The sequence below is a fragment of the Azospirillum sp. genome (assembly GCF_050789165.1).
Genome location: NZ_JBOZRT010000104.1, coordinates 44,049 through 62,513, shown reverse-complemented (window position 1 = coordinate 62,513; position 18,465 = coordinate 44,049). Strand labels below are relative to the sequence as shown.

Genomic DNA, 18,465 nt, shown 5'->3' with positions numbered 1-18,465 from the left:
GATCTACGGCTCGCAAAGCACCACAACGGCCAATGCCACTAGCTCGCGAGCACCATCTAATCTCTATTCTGATTCATGATCGGATTCAGGCGCAAGGGGATCTTGCCAAAAAATCGCGCCCACCCAATCAGAGCCTCCAACTGAAGGATCAGGTCAGCGCGACTGAAGGAAGTTGTTGTTATGATCACCACCAGCGCATGAGCAGACGATGATTAGCCAACTTCCACTTCGGGGATCAGATGACCAAGGCCGAGCTGCTCGGCAAGAGCTTCGACGATCGTCCGCAAACGGTCACCGACCGCGTAGACCAAGCTCTCGCGATCGTCGCGGCAGCTGCTGGCCCGCCTCGCTTCAGCGAACGTCACAACAGCCTGTTCGAACGCCGCGCGCTCCGCTCTTTCCGGACAGCGCAGGCCATCCGGGATTCTCTCCGCGCGGCCCAGGATACAGATGCGCAGCTTGGCACGGATTTCGTCGCCCTCCCCCAACTCCTTGGCCAGTGCGGGCAGATAGAGCTTGGTCAAGGCATTCAGTGGCCCGCTATACGATTCCCTGGCAGGCAGCAAGGCCAACGCCCGCTCCAGCTGCCCCAGCGTACCGCTGGCGACCGGCACGACGGGCGGCCTCATCTTTGGGGACTCGGCTGCTGTCGGCGCCGCGTCAGGCTGCGGGGCAACCAAAGCCGGAACGGTGGTCATGGGGACAGCCACCCCGGCACTGAAGCCCCTGAACGGCCTGGTAACGACCGCATGCGGCCGGAACGGTTCCATTGCGGCCGGAACCGGCACCAAGACAATGTCCACATCAGGCTCAGTGTCCTGCGCGGGGACCAACACCTCAGTCCCTTTCTCCCGTTCCAGCAGACCCGCCCGGAGCATAGCTCGCGTCTGCGTCTCTTCGACCACGGCGTCTTGAGCGATGCGCAGCGCCTCTGCAAGCAGGCGCGCAACGCGACGCTGCGCTTCTTCCAAGTCGTCGCCATCCCCTTCACAGGCCATCGCCTCCAATGCCCCTTGCCAGAGAGCACTGTTAACACCGGCGTGCGGGTGTTCACGGGTTAGAACCACCCAGGCAAGACCTTCGTGCGGCAGACCATCCCTCTGGAGAGCTTCCTTCATCAACACCCGCGGAGCATCAGCGAGATCGCGGGCGTAGGCCATGGCGACACGGCCCAGGGCCCCCTCGGCGTCGCTGGTGGATTCACTGATCAGCTCCGCCAGCGCGCGCCGGATGTCCTGGGCGTCGACGCGGGGGAACGAGCGGATGACCTGCTCGGTCACAAGGTCGGCATCGGCGACCGTGGTCGGAGCGACCACCGCAACCAAGGCGCCGGTGCTGACGGGAAGCGGAGGAAGGTCGACGGGAACCGGCTGGCCGACATGCCACAATTCAGCTTCGGCTGCCTTCATGGCCCTGATCTCGAACGGCCTCTGGAAGTCCTCGCGTGCAGTCCGGTCCAACTCCGCCTCGTGCTGCATCCACATGGGTTCGGTCATCACGCGGCCGTCGTCAGTCCAAACGTGAATCTTGGCACTGCCATAGCCCTTACGAAACAGCCAGCGGCGCACGCGAGCGGCCTTGGCCACGTCCACCTCAGTTGCGCTCAGCAGCCACGCTTGGCCGCCGACTGCGAGGCGAGCCAAGGCGTCCACGAAGGCTGAGAATGCGTGCCGGATGCCACCGGAGAGGTCCGCATGCATAGCCAGCGGGGGCTTTACCCCCCGATCAAGGGCGTGCACGTAGACCAGCCACTGGCCGATGAGCTGTTCCCCCGTGGTAGCAGCACCCACAGCGGACAGGTAGTAGACGGCGCGGTGAACCCAGAGTCCCGGCAAGACCATCCGCTGCCCCTGCACCGGGCCGTCGAACACCCTCAGGACGCGGAGTGCAGCCCTGCTGGCGTACGGGGCTGAGTAGCTGGTGAGGGGGTTGAAACCATCGGCGATCAGCTTTGCCACCGGCTGCTTTGCTGGTTCGGCCGCCACGGTCAGCACACCGTCATGATCGACGGCGACACGGCGATCGGCACGAACCCTGGGGTGTGCCCACAGCAATGCTTCGGCGACCTCGGAGTCGACGTCAGCCGCAGGCGGCAAGCCGAGGAGGCTGCGCAGACGCTCGCGTGTCCATGAACGCAAGGCGTTGTCGTCGCGCCGGACGGCTACGCCCTCGAGCGCGATGAACAGGCGGAACGCCGCAGCTGACGGCGCCTCTCGGACGACGTCGACCGGCAGCCGGATGTAAACGCCCTGGTTCCGCCAAGCATGAAGGGCGCAGTCGACACGGATGATCCCATCGGAGATCTCGTAGACGAACGCCGCGCCTTTCGGCAGACGCTTGCGGCTGTCCGTCCATTGAGCAGAGGACAGGCCACCCGCACGGAGCAAGGCAGCCTCAGCGGACTTCTTGGTGATCCCCGCTGACCGCGCCAGAGCCGACAGACGGATTGTCGTGCGCCCGGCTGACCAGTAGGCCGCCAAGGTCACGTAGACCGCCCAGGCTTCGAGGTCCATGCTTGGCCGAGCAAGGGAGGTCTCCACGTCGAGGGCGGCAACGACACCAAGTCCCTTCTCCCAATCCTCGGCTCGCCCTCGCGCGGTCGCGACGACACCCTTGTGGTCCGTGTTCGGCCGGGGATGAGTGATGTTGCGTGTACGTGCCATGGGGCCGGTCTCAGGATGGACATATATCACTGTTCGGCATGCTGCCGCCGATCGCAAGGACCGCGTGATCGCCCCCCCCTACCCCCCGCAGCCTCCGGGTTGGCATGTTGGCAGCCCCCAGCCCCGGACATTCGCCGAGGCAGACCGCAATGCAGGATTTCTTCGTCTGAAAATGTGCAATTTCAGTCACTTATACGAAATTCAAGCCCCAGACTAAAAGAGAATTTGGTCGGCAGGGCCTGCCTCCGGCGCGAACCGTCCGTGGGTAGGTCAAGCTGATCCCCAGCTCGACCTACCCCGGCACCAGACCACTGGTCAAAACACTCCGGCAGTGACGCCGCACCTGAGAAGGCTGTCCGGGCCCGCGCTTGGCCGGGTCGCCACACCAGGCGAGCTCCATCCGCAGGCGTTTGGCAATGACACACTCGGCGGGGGCTGGCGCGGCCCAAATGGGGCCTGCCAGTCCGAGGGACATACAGGACGCCTTAGCAGGGTACCTAATTCTCTTTTTATTCTGGGGCTAGACCGGCGCATAAACCGTTGTTTTACAAAGATAGCCTACGGAAATTCGTTGCTGACGCCACCAGCGGCGGTTCCTCTCACCAGAGAGTGCCGCGCGTCGCCCAACGACCGGCTGGAACGGAGTCCGAGACGCGCTCCCCGTGCCCCTGCGGCTGTCGGCAGTCCCTCAGAGTTCGACTGAACCTGTCCGATCTGCCTCCATGCACCCCAGGCTAACGGCACCCTCACAATCGGTTTCTAGTTCTCTTTAATTCTGGCCCTAATTCTGCGCACAAGGCCATGAAATATAAGGAAACATCATACGAAAAATGCCCACGGGCTCCAGCGCCATTCCTGGAGCATGGTGCACGCCGCTGTCCGGCGGCAACCCGACACAGGCGCACGTTGCCGGTCAACTGTCTTCTCCCCGATGAGACCCCCTAGCCACGGTGTCGGCCGAGCAGCTTCCGCATGGCCGCGACGTCACCGCGCCCCGGCTACCCCCGTGCGCTGAACAACCACGAGCACACTACACCGGCCGGGTTCGGCAGCCGAAGGTGCCGCCACTCTTCGACTGCGATCTCCACACCGTCACTCTGATCGCCAGGATTGTGGCCCATCAACAATTTTCCATGGCACAGAGAACCGAACCGGGGCACGATGATAGAGGCACCGGCGTCCGGTGTCTTGCATTTCAGGGAGCGGCGATGGGAGAGGTGATCCAGCTCGCAAGCAGGCGCAGGCAGAAGGCACCGACGGCGCCGTCGAGGTCAGCGGCACCACTCGCCGCTGATCTGCTGGGGCGCTTGGCCAATGGCGAACTCCGCTGCGTCGGAGTGCGTGCGCTTCCGGGCAAAGGGCACAAGGTCGATCTGGACCTGTGGAACGGGGTACACCTGACCTTCACCTCCGAAGCAGTCAAGCTGCCGCCGGAGCGGATCGAGCAGGCCCTGCGCGCCACAGCGGCTCAGCTGCGTCAGCAGGCTGCTGAGGGCGGCATCTTCAATGAGGGGCCGTTCCGCGGTCGGTGGCTCGACGCGGCCCACGGCCTGACGGCATCCATGCAGCTGTCGAACGGCACGGCGGCGTGCGCGAACGCGGTGGAGGACGCGGCCGAGGCCTTGCTCGCCTTCCAGGCGGCGATGAAGCTGTGGGCAGCCGCTTGGGACACCGCTGAGGGCCGTCAGCGTGTTGGCTGGTAGTTCCCGGGCATCGTAGCCAGAGCAATCGCTCGCAGGCCCTGCGTGGGTCGAGTCCGAAGGTCCTGGACAAGCGTGTCACCGCCCAGGTCCCGTTTCTCCACGCCGCCAGCGCTGGTACCCTTACGAGCAGAACGCCCCTACCCAACCCCGAACATGCCGCTGCTGTATTACTGGCGTGGCTGCTGCTGGCGGGGAACGAGGCCGCGGTCGCGGCCTTGATACGGGACGAGGAGCCCGGCTTGGCGGAAGAGCGACGCCGGTACCTGATGACGGAGGCGATCCGGCGCGACCGGTAGCATGTTGAAGCCCTTCGCAACCTGTACGACGGCCGCTGCCAGATCTGCGAATGGGCGCCCCGAGCCCGCTACGGCGCCGACGTCTGCGAAGGGCATCATGTCCGGTGGCTGAGCCGCGGCGGCCAGGACGACCTCTGGAACATGGTCCTGGTCTGCCCGAACCACCACCGGGTGCTGCACCGTGTCGACGCCCCCTTCGACTTTGCGGCTGGCGGCTTCCGGGTGGGGCAAGCCATCGAACTGTTGGCGCTCGCCCGTCACGACATCGCCGCTTAACAATCTCGCTCGACCGGGGCACGCGGCGCTTCCGGCGCCACACCGATCAGCCAGCACTGCGCCCGAGAACACCAGGCATTCGCCAGAGCGACGCCATTCGCAAGCCGGGGGAGCGGCGGCACACATCAGGAGCGCGGCTGGGGAAGCTGCGACTCGATTCACCTTGCTGTTTCCCAACCTCCCCAGTACAGTCAAGTTCGTCTGGGAAAAGGACGAAAGCCGGATCTCCGCCGCGGCGGAACAAGGGCCCAAAAGTCGGATCCCCAAGCACTCCGTGAGAGGAGATTGGGATTTGGGCACATCGGCACCGACTGATTTTCATGCATCGTAGCTGACCGGCGGCTGTGCTTCTGCGCAGCCCAGGGCCGTGTCCTCATGTCTTCTCATTTGCTCGGATGGCCTACGGCCACGCCGACGGAGAACTGCGTCCCGTTCACCCGCGACCGGCGCTGCCGGTCCTGATTCCCAGGGGGAATAGTCATGTCCAACGTCACCGTCATCGGCGCCCAGTGGGGCGATGAGGGCAAGGGAAAGATCGTCGACTGGCTGTCCAGCCGCGCCGACGTCGTGGTGCGCTTCCAGGGCGGCCACAACGCCGGGCACACGCTGGTCGTGGACGGCGAGGTCTACAAGCTGAGCCTGCTGCCCTCCGGCGTCATCCGCCCGGGCAAGCTCGGCGTCATCGGCAACGGCGTCGTGGTCGACCCGTGGGCGCTGCTCAAGGAGATCGACGCCATCGCCCAGCGCGGCGTCGCCATCGGCCCGGACAACCTGCTGCTCGCCGACAACGCGGCGCTGATCCTGCCGGTGCACAGCGCGGTGGACCTGGCGCGCGAGACCGCCCGGGGTGCGTCCAAGATCGGCACCACCGGCCGCGGCATCGGCCCAGCCTACGAGGACAAGGTGGCCCGGCGGGCCATCCGGGTCTGCGACCTAGCCGACGAGGCGCTGCTGGCGGAGAAGGTCGAGCAGCTGCTCGTCCATCACAACGCGCTGCTGCGCGGCTACGGCGCCGAGGAGATCTTCGCCGCCGACCTGCTGGAGCAGCTAAAGGAGGTCGCCCCGCGCATCCTGCCCTACGCCCAGCCGGTCTGGGAGCGTCTCGACCAGGCGCGCCGGGCGGGCAGCCGCATCCTGTTCGAGGGCGCGCAGGGCGCCATGCTCGACGTCGACCACGGCACCTACCCCTACGTGACCTCGTCCAACACGGTGGCCGCCCAGGCCGCCGCGGGCTCGGGTGTGGGGCCCAAGCAGATCGGCTTCGTGCTCGGCATCGCCAAGGCCTACACGACGCGCGTCGGCTCCGGGCCGTTCCCGACTGAGCAGGCCAACGCGATCGGCGAGCTCATCGGCCAGCGCGGCCGGGAGTTCGGCACCGTGACCGGGCGCAAGCGGCGGTGCGGCTGGTTCGATGCAGTCATGGTGCGCCAGGCCATCAAGACCGGGGGCATCGACGGCATCGCGCTCACCAAGCTCGACGTCCTGGACGAGCTGACGGAGGTCAAGATCTGCACGGGCTACCGGTACCGGGGCGAGACCCTGACCCGCTTCCCGTCCGGTCAAGCCGCTCAGGCCGAGGTGGAGGCCATCTACGAGACGTTCCCGGGGTGGCAGAGCAGCACCTGTGGGGCGCGCAGCTGGGCGCAGCTCCCGGCCGCCGCGGTCAAGTATGCCCGCCGCCTGGAGGAGCTGATCGAAGCCCCGATCACGCTGCTGTCCACCAGCCCGGAGCGTGAGGACACCATCCTGATGCGCGATCCGTTCGCGGGGTGACGGGCAGTTGCACGCACCGGGCCAATTCAGCCTGACCCGGTGCGTGCCGCAGCGCTGAGTATTCGACGCTCGACGTCACGTGAGTCTGAGCTGAGAACACCGCGGAATGTAGCTGACGCCAGAGGCGGCGTGATCAGCTTTCCCCCTCCGCGGGGCGTCCGCGGCTTCGGCGGTCCTCGACAAGTACCTCGAGCATCCTGACGGCGGGCCGCAGGTCATCGACCTCCAGCGCCTCGGCCGCCGCGGTCAACCGCGCCATCAGCGCCTGCCGCTCAACCGAGGCTTCGGCCTGCTCCGAGAGCAGCAAACTGTCGGTGGTTGCGCCAAGCACCAAGGCGATCTTCACCAGGGTTCCGAGATCGGGTTCATGCCGATCCTGGATATAATGACCGTACCGCCGCTCGGCCAGCCCGGCTCGCCGGGCCACCTCGGTGTCCGTCAGTCCCAAGGCTTGCGCCCGCTCGCGCAGTCGTTTTCCGAGCCCTTCCATACGTTCGGTGTGCCCGCGACACCATGCCCAGGTCTACGTAGAGTTCCTACTTTCAACCCCAGGAAAGCTGGGGTATACCTTCTGCGTGCAACCGCGGGCATCGGCGCTCCGGTGACATGCTTCCTCCACCCGCAAGCAGCAGAAGCAGGGGCCTGTATGATCACGACGATCACTGGAACGATTGCGGCCCTCGGCCCGTCAAAAAGCACCAAAGATGGCACGGTTTACGACTACATTCGGATCGCCAAAACCAACGGCGAAGACGAATTACTGAAATCCGTCAGCACTCATTCTGTTGTAAATTCTTACATTCGGCTGGGGCTGTCCGGAACATTCTTTTTGCGGAACAACGGAGTGCATCTACTCCTTGCCGCCGAAGTGGACGGCCGATTTGCCAGCGACTATGAGGAGTTCCACACCGAATACCGTGCAGCGAAAATCGTCGTGAAAGGGGTGTTCTTGGCTGCCCCGATTCTGATTGCCATCGGGGCACTGCTCGGCAAAGGTGAGGGCGGTGGCGTGGCCCTGATGGGCGTTCTTCTCCTAATTCCTTCATGGATCCTGGGGTTCGTTCGCGCCCTCCCCAACATGCTCCAGAGCCGGGTACCTACCTTGCAAGAACTGGAAGCCGCACGAGCGGCTGCCAAGACCGCGCTGCCTGACAAGACCGCGCTGCCCGCCCCCATGCCCGCTTGAACTTGGTCAACTCCACCGGACGCGACTCCCTCCGGGCCATGGCGATGATCTCGATCACCGCCATGGCATGACCCTCAAGCTTGGCGGCGCATGCTGCGTTCTGTCCCCCGTCGGGACATAGAGATTGTTGATGTCAGGGGCCCAATGCATCGCTTTCTTCAAGCCTCGGTAGCCGCCATGATCGTCGTCGGTTCACCATCCGCGCTGGCCGCCAACCTTGCTGCCCGCGCCTTCAATCGCGAGGTCTACGAGGTCGTAAAGGATCAGGCGGTGCTGGACGCGGTGCGGAAAATCATGCCGCCCCGGACTTCGAGCTATGGTCGACCTGGGCCAAGCTCGGCGTCAGCGCACCCATGGAAGAGCGCGACGGTGTCGTGTTCGGCTTCGGGTGTCAGCCCAGCAACTGTGCAACCGTCCACGCCCGCCTCGCGCTCGACCACAACGGCAACGTTTGGGCGTCACTCACCGAGGACGGCCGGAACACGGTCTACTACGGCAACCCGCCCGACACCGTGAAGCCGCTGCTGACCATAGGGGACTGACCATCGGGCCGCACTCTGGTGTCAGCGGACAGTCGCGCCAATCCCGCGGACATCAATGCTCAACAGACGCCGGTCCGGTGACCTCAACATGTCGGCGCCTCAACAAGCGACGGTACCGGCGGACCAACAGGAGACGGCAAGCCAACATGGTGACGCCACCATGCCAGCGCGAAGTGGAACGCCCCTAAGCGCTGTCCCTGTTGTCGCCGCCCGTTCCGATGCCAGCACCATCGCCAGCCAACCGCGTTTCCGAAGGCTCTGTTCATGACCTCCATCTATCTCAGCTACATCGTCGGCATCCCGGTACTGACAGCTATCTTCTGCGCCATCGTACCCCAGTGGGGTTTTCGCGACGGGGACTTGGCAACCGGAATCCTCGCCATTTTCCTGTTCTTCTGCTGGATTGGAGGCGGCGCCATCGGTTTCTTCACCCCACAGTGGCTTGCCATCCAGTACGGCGATGGCACCTTGGGAGCCCTTGGCCGCACCGCCCAGATCGTCGGCGCCCCGTGCGGCTTTATCATCGCGCTCCGGGGGTCCCTCCTGTTCGCGACACTTGGACTGCTGGCCGCCGGGGTTGGCGGCATCATCAGCCTCGGAATCTGGGTCATCAACGGCTGACGTTCCCCCCTGGCCCGCCTGCGCCGGTCTGGAATGCACTCGGTGGCGGAAGGCCAGCGTTGGACTGAAGCCGCAGGCCCTGTCCCCCGAGGAACGGCGCGCCATGCTGCACTTCGCCCAGGTCTTCACAGGAACGCAGCAAGCCATGCTCCTCCGGGCAATGACGGAGATGAACGTCCGCCTGGAAGCTGAAGGCAAGCCGACGCTACGTCTGCTGGACGTAATATACGAGGTGCTCGCCCGCGGAATCGGCCCTGACGTCAGGTTCGGGGAACCGGCCGGTCCGGCATCGAGCGCTTCGACACTCTCGGGCGCCCCAGAGTCCGCGTAGACCTGACGGCAACCGGCCCCCTTCACTCACACCAAATCCGCCTGAGCCGGAACGCCTCGAACACACCGAACCCTCCAGGCGGCGTACGGCTGTGCCCGCCTTGACCACCGGCACCCTGGAGAAGTTCCGGGCAGTTCACAGGTGCTGCCGGAGTGCGGCTGCCGTGTCCTTCCCCGGCCCTACTCGGGCAGCACGTGCTCGCTTTCCAGATGCCGATCAGCGCCGTCGGCCAGCCTTATGACTGGGGGCTCGGATACCAGCAGGGGCATCCCGCGCCGCGTGGCGTTCTCGGTCCACATGTCCAGGAATACGCCCAGATGGGGGCGATCTCCCCGCTCACGGGAGAGGAGTTCGAGCAAGCTCTCCAGGCTCCGGTTGTGTCCGGTGGGCGTGGTCCGGCCGGAGAGCAAGGCGTAGCGGACGTAGAGGGCAAACGTGTTCAGCACGTCACCCTCGCAGTACGCCCGCACGTCCGCGATGCGCCCTTGAGCGACCATGTCGGCGACCTCGGAGCCGTGCCCGCCGATTTTGCTTGGCAGCCCCATGGACCGGCACACGTCGTCAAGGCCACCGAGGTTGCGCGTGGCGCCGAAATCGCTGAGCACATCGTACAGGTCACAGTGCCAGTCCGCGCTGTAGCGCTGACCATATGTCGACCACTTGTCGCCCGCCTTGTACCAGGCGTCCGCCGCGACACCGTGGAACAGTGCGCGGAGCTTGAGCAGCGGCAGGTCGAAGCCCCGTCCGTTGTACGTGACCACCCGCGGCTTCCGGTCGGCGAACCACCTCCAGAACGCCTTGAGGATCTGAGCTTCGCTGTAGTCCTCGCGCCCACCGGAGCGCACGCCGGTGACCCGGTACCATTCGTATCCGGCGTCTTCTCGGACGATCTCCGCCTCGACGAAGGAGACGGCGACGACACGGTGATACGGCAGCTTGGGGAACGCCGCCGGATCGGCGTCGGATGGAAGGAGATCGGTTTCGGGGACAGTCTCGACGTCCAGGCAGGCCAGCACCGAGTGGAATTGCTGAACCATGCCGTCTCCCGTCCGGGTTGATTCCACCGCGGAAGCTACATGACAACTTCCGCAATCAGCAATCGGACTGTCGTCCTAGAGCGCCAACGTGGATGCACTCGACCTGATCATCGGAGGCAAGGCCAAAGCCAGGGTGCCCCATCCTGGAGAACATTTATTGAGCAGTCGCACGACACCCGTTTCCGCGCCTGGGAGGCCCCTCGATCGCGATCGCCTCCGATACTTCAATCGGCGTGTCAGGATCGATGGAACCTGATAGGCTGAATGCTCCGGCCTCAATGCAACCACGCAATGCACGATCCCGACGCCCCATACCGGCTTGCCGCCTTCGATCGCCTCCGCATGCTGAAGGCGATCCATGGAAGCGCGTTGCCGTGGAGCGCCATCGCCGAGGGGTTCGTCTGCGGCACCGAACAGGTGCGGTTTGCCAGCGCAGCTCAGGGAATCTTCAAACCGGCCCAGATGAAGGGCGTCCTGAGCGTCAAGACGGTCGTCCCTAAGCCCGGTGGCCGCATCTGGTACCATGACCAGCTGGAGTCAGACGCCAAGCTCGCCACCGCTACAGACACCCTCGCCTACGCCTTCAAGGGAAGGAATCCGGACGATCCGCAGAACCGGTTACTGCGCGGCGCTATGGAGGGACGGCTTCCCATCATCTACTTCTACGGCGTGGCACCCGGCGCCTATGAGCCGATCTTCCCCACCTATGTGGTCGACTGGAATCCCAACGACCTCTCCGTGAAGCTCGCTCCGAAACCGGTCGCCGATCAAGCCACCCTGTGGATGCCGCCCGGCGCCGAGGAACGCCGCTACGCCCTGCGGCAGGTCAAGCAGCGGCTGCACCAGTCCTCGTTCCGCGAGCGGGTGGTCGCCGCTTACGAAGGACGGTGCGCGCTGTCCGGCCTGCCCGAGGTCCGGCTGGTAGACGCGGCGCACATCATCCCAGACAGCGATGAGGACCTGGGACAACCCGACATCCGCAACGGCATCTGTATGTCCAAGCTGCACCACGCCGCATACGATGCAGACTTGATCGGCATCGATCCCGACCACCGCATCCACATCTCCGAGCGGCTCCTGGAACTGCACGATGGCCCGATGCTCGAACTCGGCATCAAGGGGCTGAAGGGACAGGTGATCCGATTGCCCCGCGAGGATCAGCTGAAGCCCGATCCGGAGCGGCTGGCACTTCGGTTCGAACGCTTCAAGAAGGCCGCATGACCACCCGCCCCTTGCGTTCCTCCCCATGACCGGACCCATGCCGACCGCCCCAACTCCAGAAGCTCCAAAGACCGGCACGGCGCCCATGGGGAATCCGATGGCCGTGTACGACCGCCGGGCTTTGGAACTTGCCAGCCAGTACGAGACGGTCGGCTTCGACGAAGTCCACGCCGACATCCTGGATCTGTTGCCGCCGGAAGGAGCGACCATTCTCGATGTCGGCGCCGGATCCGGTCGCGACGCGGCTTGGCTCGCGGCCAAGGGGCACGACGTTGTCGCGGTGGAGCCATCCGCGGGCATGCGCGCAGAGGCAGTGCGGCGGCACGAAACCGGGCGCATCCGTTGGGTCGACGACCGCCTGCCCGGGCTCGAGTACGTCCACCGGCTCGGTGTGGCGTTCGATTTCATCCTGCTCAGTGCCGTGTGGATGCACGTGGCACCGGCGGACCGGCAGCGGGCGTTCCGCAAGCTCGTAACCCTGTTGAAGCCCGGCGGCCGGATGGTCATGAGCCTGCGGCACGGCACCCCCGACCCGGAGCGGGCCATGCATCCGGTCAGCCGGGCCGAGATCGAACGCCTGGCGGCCGAACACGGTGCCATGGTGACGCGGGCCATCCGGACGCCGGATAGCCTCGGACGCGCGGATGTCAGCTGGGAGACCGTTGTCGTCCAGCTGGCGGACGACGGCACGGGCGCCCTGCCCCTGATCCGGCACATCGTGCTGAACGACGCCAAGTCCAGCAGCTACAAGCTGGCGCTTCTGCGCGTGGTCGCGCGGGCTGCCGACGCCTCGCCTGGGTTGGCCATGGTGGACGGGGACGACGCGGTGGTCCTCCCCCTCGGCCTTGTCGCGCTGTACTGGGTGCGCACGTTCCTGCCCCTGGTCGCCGCCGACCTGCCACAGACCCCGAACAGCAGGAACGGCGACGGTCTGGGATTCGTCAAGGAGCCGTTCCGGCGCTTGGTCGGCACGGCCCCTCCGGAACTGCGTATCGGCGCGCACTTCCAGGGGGACACGGCCGCCGTTCTCGCCGCGGCCATCCGTGACGCAGCGAACACCATCACCAGGATGCCCGCCAACTACATCACCTATCCGGGAAGCGATCGGCAGGTTTTCGGCGTGGTGCAGAGGCGTCCGCCCCGGGTCGCGGGGTCCCTGGTGCTGGACGCTCCGTACCTCTGGTCGCTCGGGGACTTCCGCATCCCGCTGAACGTATGGCACGCGCTCACCCGGCTGAACACCTGGATCGAGCCTGCCCTGACGGCCGAGTGGACCCGGTTGATGCAGCGGTACCTGGCCGGTCAGGGCCGGTCAGTCCCCGAAGGTCGGATCGCGGAGGCCCTGACGTGGCTCGATCCCGAGCGCGGGACCGCCGAGGTCCGGCGCCTGACCGCGGCCATGCTGGATGCCGGGGAACCTGTGTATTGCGTCTGGAGCGGACGCAGGCTCAAACGGGACGGGCTCGACATCGACCATTGCCTTCCCTTCGCGGCATGGCCGAACGCGGACCTGTGGAACCTGATGCCCGCGGATCCGCGGGTGAACCGGCACGCCAAGGCCGACCGCCTTGTCTCGGGAGAACTCCTGGACCGCGCTGGGGATCTGATCGTCAGCTGGTGGGAGCGCGCCTACCTTCGACAAGGAGATGTCCTGGCCAGCCGCTTCGGGCGCGAGGCTGCGGCGTCGCTGCCAGTGGGCGTGGCGCCGGGCGGGCTCGTCGGTGCCGGAGAGGTTCTCGAAGCGCTGGCCGCCAAGCGGCTGATGCTCAAGGTCACCCAGCAGCTTCCGGAGTGGCACGGTCCTGCGGGCGCATGGAAGTAAAGTGACCGGGTCTGCCTTGAAACGAAGGATGCCTGCCTCCATGATCGACACGTTCGACGGCTGGGAGGGCTGACCATGTTCATCGCCATGAACCGCTTCCGGGTCCGCCTGGATGCCCAGCAGGACTTCGAGGACGTGTGGCTCAATCGGGAGGTCCACCTGACCACGGCCCCCGGTCTCGTCGAGTTCCACATGCTGCGCGGTCCGTTGCGGGAAGACCATAGGCTTTACGCCTCACACACCGTCTGGGAATCCGAACAGCACTTCCTTGACTGGACACGCTCGGAGGCGTTCCGGGCAGCCCACCAAGGGGCTGGTGGCCGTAAGCCGCTCTATCTCGGACCGCCCGAGTTCGAGGGCTTCGAGGTGATCCAGACGGTGGCTGGACAGCGCTGACGGAACGGTCGATGGCAACGCGGGCCTGAACTCCTTATTCTGAGGGCATGCCGCACGCGCGCGACCAAACTCCAGGAACCCGGGCAGAGGACCGCGAGCCGCTGTCCGGGCTTGTCGAGCGGGTCACATACCACAACGCTGAGAACGGCTACTGCGTGCTGCGGGTCAAGGCCCGCGGGCATAAGGATCTGGTCACCCTGGTGGGGCACACGCCCTCCATCACGCCCGGGGAGTATGTGCAGGCATCCGGCCGCTGGGAGCAGCACCGAGACCACGGTCCGCAGTTCCGCGCAGCCTTCCTGCGCGCCGCGCCGCCCACGACGCTGGAGGGCATTGAGAAGTACCTGGCCAGCGGCCTGATCAAGGGCATCGGTCCGGTCTACGGCCGGAAACTCGCGCGGGCCTTCGGCGAGGAGGTCTTCGACGTCATCGAGCAGCACCCCCAGCGCCTGATCGAAGTCCCGGGCATCGGACCCAAGCGCGTGGCCAAGATCACCCGGGCCTGGGCGGAGCAAAAGGTCGTCCGCGAGATCATGGTCTTCCTCCAGAGCCACGGAGTCGGCACATCCCGTGCCGTGCGGATCTTCAAAACCTACGGTTCGGATGCCATCCCTCTGGTGACGGAGAACCCCTATCGGCTCGCCCGCGACATCCGTGGCATCGGCTTCAAGACGGCCGACACCATCGCCGAGCGCCTCGGCATCCCTAAGGACTCCATGATCCGGGCACGCGCCGGGATCTCCTACGCCCTGCTGGAAGCGGTGTCGGATGGGCACTGCGGACTGCCTGAAGACGACCTGCTCAAGCTGGCCGAGGAACTGCTCGACATCCCGCAGGCGACGCTGGTCGATGCCGTCGCGCTGGAAATCAAGGAAGGCAACGTTGTCGCCGACACGCTGAAGGATCGGCGCTGCATCTTCCTCATGCACCTGTGGCACGCCGAGCGCGAGATCGCCGACCGGCTGCTGGCATTGGCGGACGGCGTTCCGTCATGGGGCAAAATTGACAATGCACAGGGCATCGACACCGCAAAGGGCATCGACACCGCGAAGGCCATTCCGTGGGTGGAGGGGAAGCTGGGCATCGCCCTGGCCGCCAGCCAAAAGGAGGCGGTGGCCAAGGCGCTGACCTCGAAGGTGCTGGTAGTCACCGGCGGGCCCGGCGTCGGCAAGACAACCATCGTCCGCAGCATCCTGAAGGTCCTCGTCGCCAAGGGCGTCGCCGTCGCGCTGTGCGCGCCGACCGGCCGCGCCGCCAAGCGGCTGTCGGAAACCACCGGGATGGAGGCGAAGACCGTTCACCGGCTGCTCGAGACGGACCCGTCGAACGGTGGGTTCCGCCGCGGTGCCGAGGCCCCGCTCGACTGCGACCTGCTGGTGGTGGACGAGACCTCAATGGTCGATGTCCCGCTGATGGCGGCGCTGTTGCGCGCCCTGCCCCGCACGGCGGCTCTGCTGCTGGTGGGCGACGTCGACCAACTGCCCTCGGTGGGCGCCGGGCAGGTGCTGGCCGACGTGATCGGCTCCGGCGCCGTTCCGGTCGCCCGGTTGACCGAGATCTTCCGGCAGGCGGCCGAGAGCCGGATCGTCACCAACGCCCACGAGGTGAACGCCGGGAAGATGCCCGATCTCCAGGCTCCTCGGGAAGGCGATACCGACTTCTACTTCGTGCCCGCCGATGACCCGGAAGACGGCGCCCGCAAGGTGGTCGAGATCGTTCGAGACCGCATTCCCCGGCGGTTCGGATTGGACTCGATCCGCGACATCCAGGTGCTCGCCCCCATGCAGCGTGGTGCGCTCGGCGCCCGTGGCCTGAACCTCGCCCTCCAGACCGCTCTGAACGGCGATGCCGCAAAGCCATCCGTCGAGAAGTTCGGCTGGACGTATCGGGTCGGCGACAAGGTCATGCAGACCGAGAACGACTATGAGAAGGAAGTATATAACGGGGATATCGGCACCATCGTCGACTTGAATGCCGAGGATGGCGAACTCGCTATCGACTTCGACGGCCGCGTGGTGCCCTACCCGTTCGGTGAGCTCGATCAAGTGATGCTGGCCTACGCGACGACGATCCACAAATCCCAAGGCAGCGAGTATCCGGCCGTGGTGATGCCGATCGCGATGACGCACTACATGATGCTGCGCCGGAACCTGGTGTACACTGGCATCACCCGCGGGAAGCGGCTGGTGGTGATCGTCGGCCAGAAACGGGCGCTGGCGTTGGCGGTCCGGACTTCGGACGAGGGGCGCCGATGGGCGAAGCTGCGCGAGTGGCTCCGGAAGTCCGCCGCCTCCTTTTGCTGACCAAGAAATCTGGCGTCATTAGCAATTACAACCAATTACACCATGTGCTTCCGCATATGATACTATCCACTTGATGCGCATTATTAACGCCATGTTGGCTGCAATGAACTTGCATGGCGCCTAGCAATACCATCGTATGCGCATCATCCGATCTTTGTTTATTTTTCAACATCTAGCGCCTGACAGAGCCAATAAGGCGCATGCTTGCGTTGACGTTATTGTTTAGTGTATGTGAGGGATAATGGCCACAGGGCATTGTGAGGACGCATGCGTGACGAACCTGAAGCACATTGCCTCCCAGACGTCCTACTTTGCAATCTTAATAAGCGGCAATGAGGGAAATATGCCAAACAAAAAGGGTAAGGACGAAACCACAACATCTCTTATGCAAAAATTGGCTCGCCTGGAAGCGAGCGCCGACATTCTTAGAAAAGCAATAGAACGTCACCCTAATACTGATATAGCGTCATCTGCTGATGAGATCATAGCCGCCACCCGAGACCTCCTTGAAAATGTTGGCGTAGTTTCGAATAAAGGTAGATTTGTAATATTTGATCCAACAAAAATGTATCTTGTCCAACAGCACGACTATGTTCCTCCAGGTGGATACGAAACGTGTGAAAAATGCGGAGCCAAGAAGCTTCCAGGAGATAAATAATGAGCAAAGACCATAGAATTGGCGGAGACAGCAATGCAAACGGCAGTAACGAGGAAACGAAAGAACCAATAAATATATTTGCTGCCTCTGGGGAGCGCCCATCAAGCCATAATACAGATAATAACGCAGACGAAGAAGAAGACACCAAGCCGGTCATGGACGCGACCCAAGGAAGTTCTTCAGGCGAAGAGCCCCCTTACGTCAACAACGATCACACTGCGAAGAACCCTGCTGTCTATGAAGCAGTGGAACTTGACGACGACAATCACCCAGAAATGCTAATTTTCAGGCGCGAAAAAAATGGTTCGACCGAACCACAACGAATGAAAGATTTGAGAAAAGCAATATCCTCGGTATCTCGGGTAATAAAAATATTCATGGCCGATGATCCAGTCGAAAAGAAAAAAATGTTTTACAGGCTTCACCTGACCGCTGACACAGGATGCCGAGGACCAAATTATAATATTGATGATGGTTGGTCAAATTTGGAGGAGATACAACAACGCCTAACAGACTACGGCATAAAGGTTAGATCGACATGGTTTCAGCGTTACTCGAAAACCGCGCTGCGGGTATTTATTCCGTTTTTCATTGCTGGTGGATTGGTATATGAAATGTCAATTAACGCCTGGCTATTACCAGCGCCGCACAATGGTGTATTCATTCCACCGATCACACTAGCAGTAGCCTTGTGCTGGATTATTGCCGGTTCTGCATTTGGAGTCTGGTTGGAGTTTGTACTACGAGTTCAAACCATAACGTTTGAGCAGCTTTTGTATTTTGATCCAGGCCGGTGGTCTCCCAACGAACGCTTCTGTCTCGCATCAGGAGTTGCCTTAGCTTTTGGATTTTTCCTTGCGCTTCCAGCAGTTCAAATTGGCATCGGCCCCCTTTTGTTAAATCAGTTTGCTGACAGCAAGCCCATCTATTCAATTGCAGTGGGAGTTATTACTGGATTTTCGTTTCCATATGTTCGGGATATACTATATAATATTAGGCCAGTCGAAAAACCAAAGCCGTAAAGATCATCGAAGCTGGCACATGGGGCTCATTATTGCCCCCCCTGACGAGCCTGTGGCCTGTCATCCACCTGCTAGTTGCGCGAGTCGAACAGGGGGTTACGTTCTACAAGGGATGTCGGCACGCTGAGGGACATGGATGTCTGCCGCTGGGCCATTGACCTGAAGCTCGCTCCCGCTCACCCCGCTGGCCGCCGCCATGGTGCGACTGCTCCAATGCGTCGCCTCGCCGGGGGGGCTCATTGAGCGTCATCTCCACGACGCGCTCGACGACATCCGGGGCCACGGGCTGGATGCGTGACGGGCGCGTCTTGTCGCGCAACAGCCCGTCCACGCCCTGATCCTGGACACGGTGCTGCCAGCGATGGACAGTGGGCAACGACACCCCGACATCCTGAGCGATGGCACCGTTCAGGCGCGTGCCGTCGCTCCGCAGCGCAATGCGGGCGCGCGGCACCAGTTTCTGCGGGGTGTTGCCAATGCGGACGAGATCCTCCAGCCCATGCTGGTCGACGGGAGCGAGCTTCAGGTCAATGGCCCACTGCGTGACATCCATGCCCCGCAGCCTGCCAGCACCCTTTGTAGAACGTAACTGAGCGTTCGCGCGGGCGACTAGGT

The 18,465-nt window shown here is 63.7% G+C and carries 17 protein-coding genes; 13 read left to right on the top strand and 4 right to left on the bottom strand.

Going from position 1 to position 18,465, the window contains the following annotated elements; translation table 11 throughout:
- Nucleotides 1–212: 212 nt before the first annotated feature.
- On the bottom strand, nt 213–2,663 hold the full coding sequence (locus ACRWK7_RS23370; protein ID WP_431858717.1) for a hypothetical protein: 2,451 nt from the start codon (nt 2,661–2,663) through the stop codon (nt 213–215).
- 1,208 nt (nt 2,664–3,871) lie between these two features.
- On the opposite strand from ACRWK7_RS23370, the gene ACRWK7_RS23365 reads away from it, so the two are divergent.
- The 3 genes from ACRWK7_RS23365 to ACRWK7_RS23355 all read left to right on the top strand — a co-directional run bounded on the left by ACRWK7_RS23365 (nt 3,872) and on the right by ACRWK7_RS23355 (nt 6,711).
- Nucleotides 3,872–4,366, top strand: coding sequence for a hypothetical protein (locus ACRWK7_RS23365; protein ID WP_431858716.1), 495 nt, complete (start codon nt 3,872–3,874; stop codon nt 4,364–4,366).
- A 317-nt stretch (nt 4,367–4,683) separates the two neighbouring features.
- Nucleotides 4,684–4,938, top strand: a complete 255-nt coding sequence (locus tag ACRWK7_RS23360; protein ID WP_431858772.1) for an HNH endonuclease — start codon at nt 4,684–4,686, stop codon at nt 4,936–4,938.
- Between the two features lie 480 nt (nt 4,939–5,418).
- Nucleotides 5,419–6,711: an adenylosuccinate synthase gene (locus tag ACRWK7_RS23355; RefSeq protein WP_431858715.1), complete on the top strand. Its 1,293-nt coding sequence runs from the start codon at nt 5,419–5,421 to the stop codon at nt 6,709–6,711.
- 133 nt (nt 6,712–6,844) lie between these two features.
- Here ACRWK7_RS23355 and ACRWK7_RS23350 read toward each other — a convergent pair whose 3' ends face one another.
- A complete protein-coding gene (locus ACRWK7_RS23350) occupies nt 6,845–7,201 on the bottom strand; it encodes a helix-turn-helix domain-containing protein (RefSeq protein WP_431858714.1) in 357 nt (118 codons plus the stop codon).
- A 156-nt stretch (nt 7,202–7,357) separates the two neighbouring features.
- On the opposite strand from ACRWK7_RS23350, the gene ACRWK7_RS23345 reads away from it, so the two are divergent.
- From ACRWK7_RS23345 to ACRWK7_RS23330, 4 genes are all read left to right on the top strand, one after another.
- Entirely contained in the window at nt 7,358–7,897 is a 540-nt protein-coding gene (locus ACRWK7_RS23345) for a hypothetical protein (RefSeq protein ID WP_431858713.1), read from the top strand.
- Between the two features lie 353 nt (nt 7,898–8,250).
- Nucleotides 8,251–8,439, top strand: a complete 189-nt coding sequence (locus ACRWK7_RS23340; protein ID WP_431858712.1) for a hypothetical protein — start codon at nt 8,251–8,253, stop codon at nt 8,437–8,439.
- 264 nt (nt 8,440–8,703) lie between these two features.
- Nucleotides 8,704–9,060, top strand: a complete 357-nt coding sequence (locus ACRWK7_RS23335) for a hypothetical protein (protein ID WP_431858711.1) — start codon at nt 8,704–8,706, stop codon at nt 9,058–9,060.
- Nucleotides 9,061–9,163: 103 nt separating this feature from the next.
- The gene (locus ACRWK7_RS23330; RefSeq protein ID WP_431858710.1) at nt 9,164–9,391 is read left to right on the top strand and encodes a hypothetical protein; all 228 of its coding nucleotides are present in this window, start codon (nt 9,164–9,166) and stop codon (nt 9,389–9,391) included.
- Between the two features lie 179 nt (nt 9,392–9,570).
- Here the strand turns inward: ACRWK7_RS23330 and ACRWK7_RS23325 are convergent, their stop codons facing one another.
- Entirely contained in the window at nt 9,571–10,428 is an 858-nt protein-coding gene (locus ACRWK7_RS23325) for a 3'-5' exonuclease (protein WP_431858709.1), read from the bottom strand.
- 291 nt (nt 10,429–10,719) lie between these two features.
- Between ACRWK7_RS23325 and ACRWK7_RS23320 the strand changes: the two genes are divergently transcribed.
- The 6 genes from ACRWK7_RS23320 (at nt 10,720) to ACRWK7_RS23295 (ending at nt 17,850) form a co-directional block, all read left to right on the top strand.
- Nucleotides 10,720–11,649, top strand: a complete 930-nt coding sequence (locus ACRWK7_RS23320; RefSeq protein ID WP_431858708.1) for an HNH endonuclease — start codon at nt 10,720–10,722, stop codon at nt 11,647–11,649.
- A 97-nt stretch (nt 11,650–11,746) separates the two neighbouring features.
- Nucleotides 11,747–13,471: a class I SAM-dependent methyltransferase gene (locus ACRWK7_RS23315; protein WP_431858707.1), complete on the top strand. Its 1,725-nt coding sequence runs from the start codon at nt 11,747–11,749 to the stop codon at nt 13,469–13,471.
- A gap of 75 nt (nt 13,472–13,546) precedes the next feature.
- Nucleotides 13,547–13,867, top strand: a complete 321-nt coding sequence (locus tag ACRWK7_RS23310) for an antibiotic biosynthesis monooxygenase family protein (protein ID WP_431858706.1) — start codon at nt 13,547–13,549, stop codon at nt 13,865–13,867.
- A 47-nt stretch (nt 13,868–13,914) separates the two neighbouring features.
- Entirely contained in the window at nt 13,915–16,170 is a 2,256-nt protein-coding gene (recD2, locus tag ACRWK7_RS23305) for an SF1B family DNA helicase RecD2 (protein ID WP_431858705.1), read from the top strand.
- A gap of 271 nt (nt 16,171–16,441) precedes the next feature.
- Entirely contained in the window at nt 16,442–16,828 is a 387-nt protein-coding gene (locus tag ACRWK7_RS23300; RefSeq protein WP_431858703.1) for a hypothetical protein, read from the top strand.
- Complete coding sequence (locus ACRWK7_RS23295; RefSeq protein ID WP_431858702.1) at nt 16,828–17,850, top strand: hypothetical protein; 1,023 nt, start codon at nt 16,828–16,830, stop codon at nt 17,848–17,850. The genes ACRWK7_RS23300 and ACRWK7_RS23295 overlap by 1 nt, the downstream gene beginning before the upstream one ends.
- Nucleotides 17,851–17,953: 103 nt before the next feature.
- Here the strand turns inward: ACRWK7_RS23295 and ACRWK7_RS23290 are convergent, their stop codons facing one another.
- Nucleotides 17,954–18,403 carry a helix-turn-helix domain-containing protein gene (locus ACRWK7_RS23290; RefSeq protein ID WP_431858701.1) on the bottom strand — a complete coding sequence of 150 codons (450 nt, stop codon included), beginning with the start codon at nt 18,401–18,403 and terminating at the stop codon, nt 17,954–17,956.
- Between the last annotated feature and the right edge of the window lie 62 nt (nt 18,404–18,465).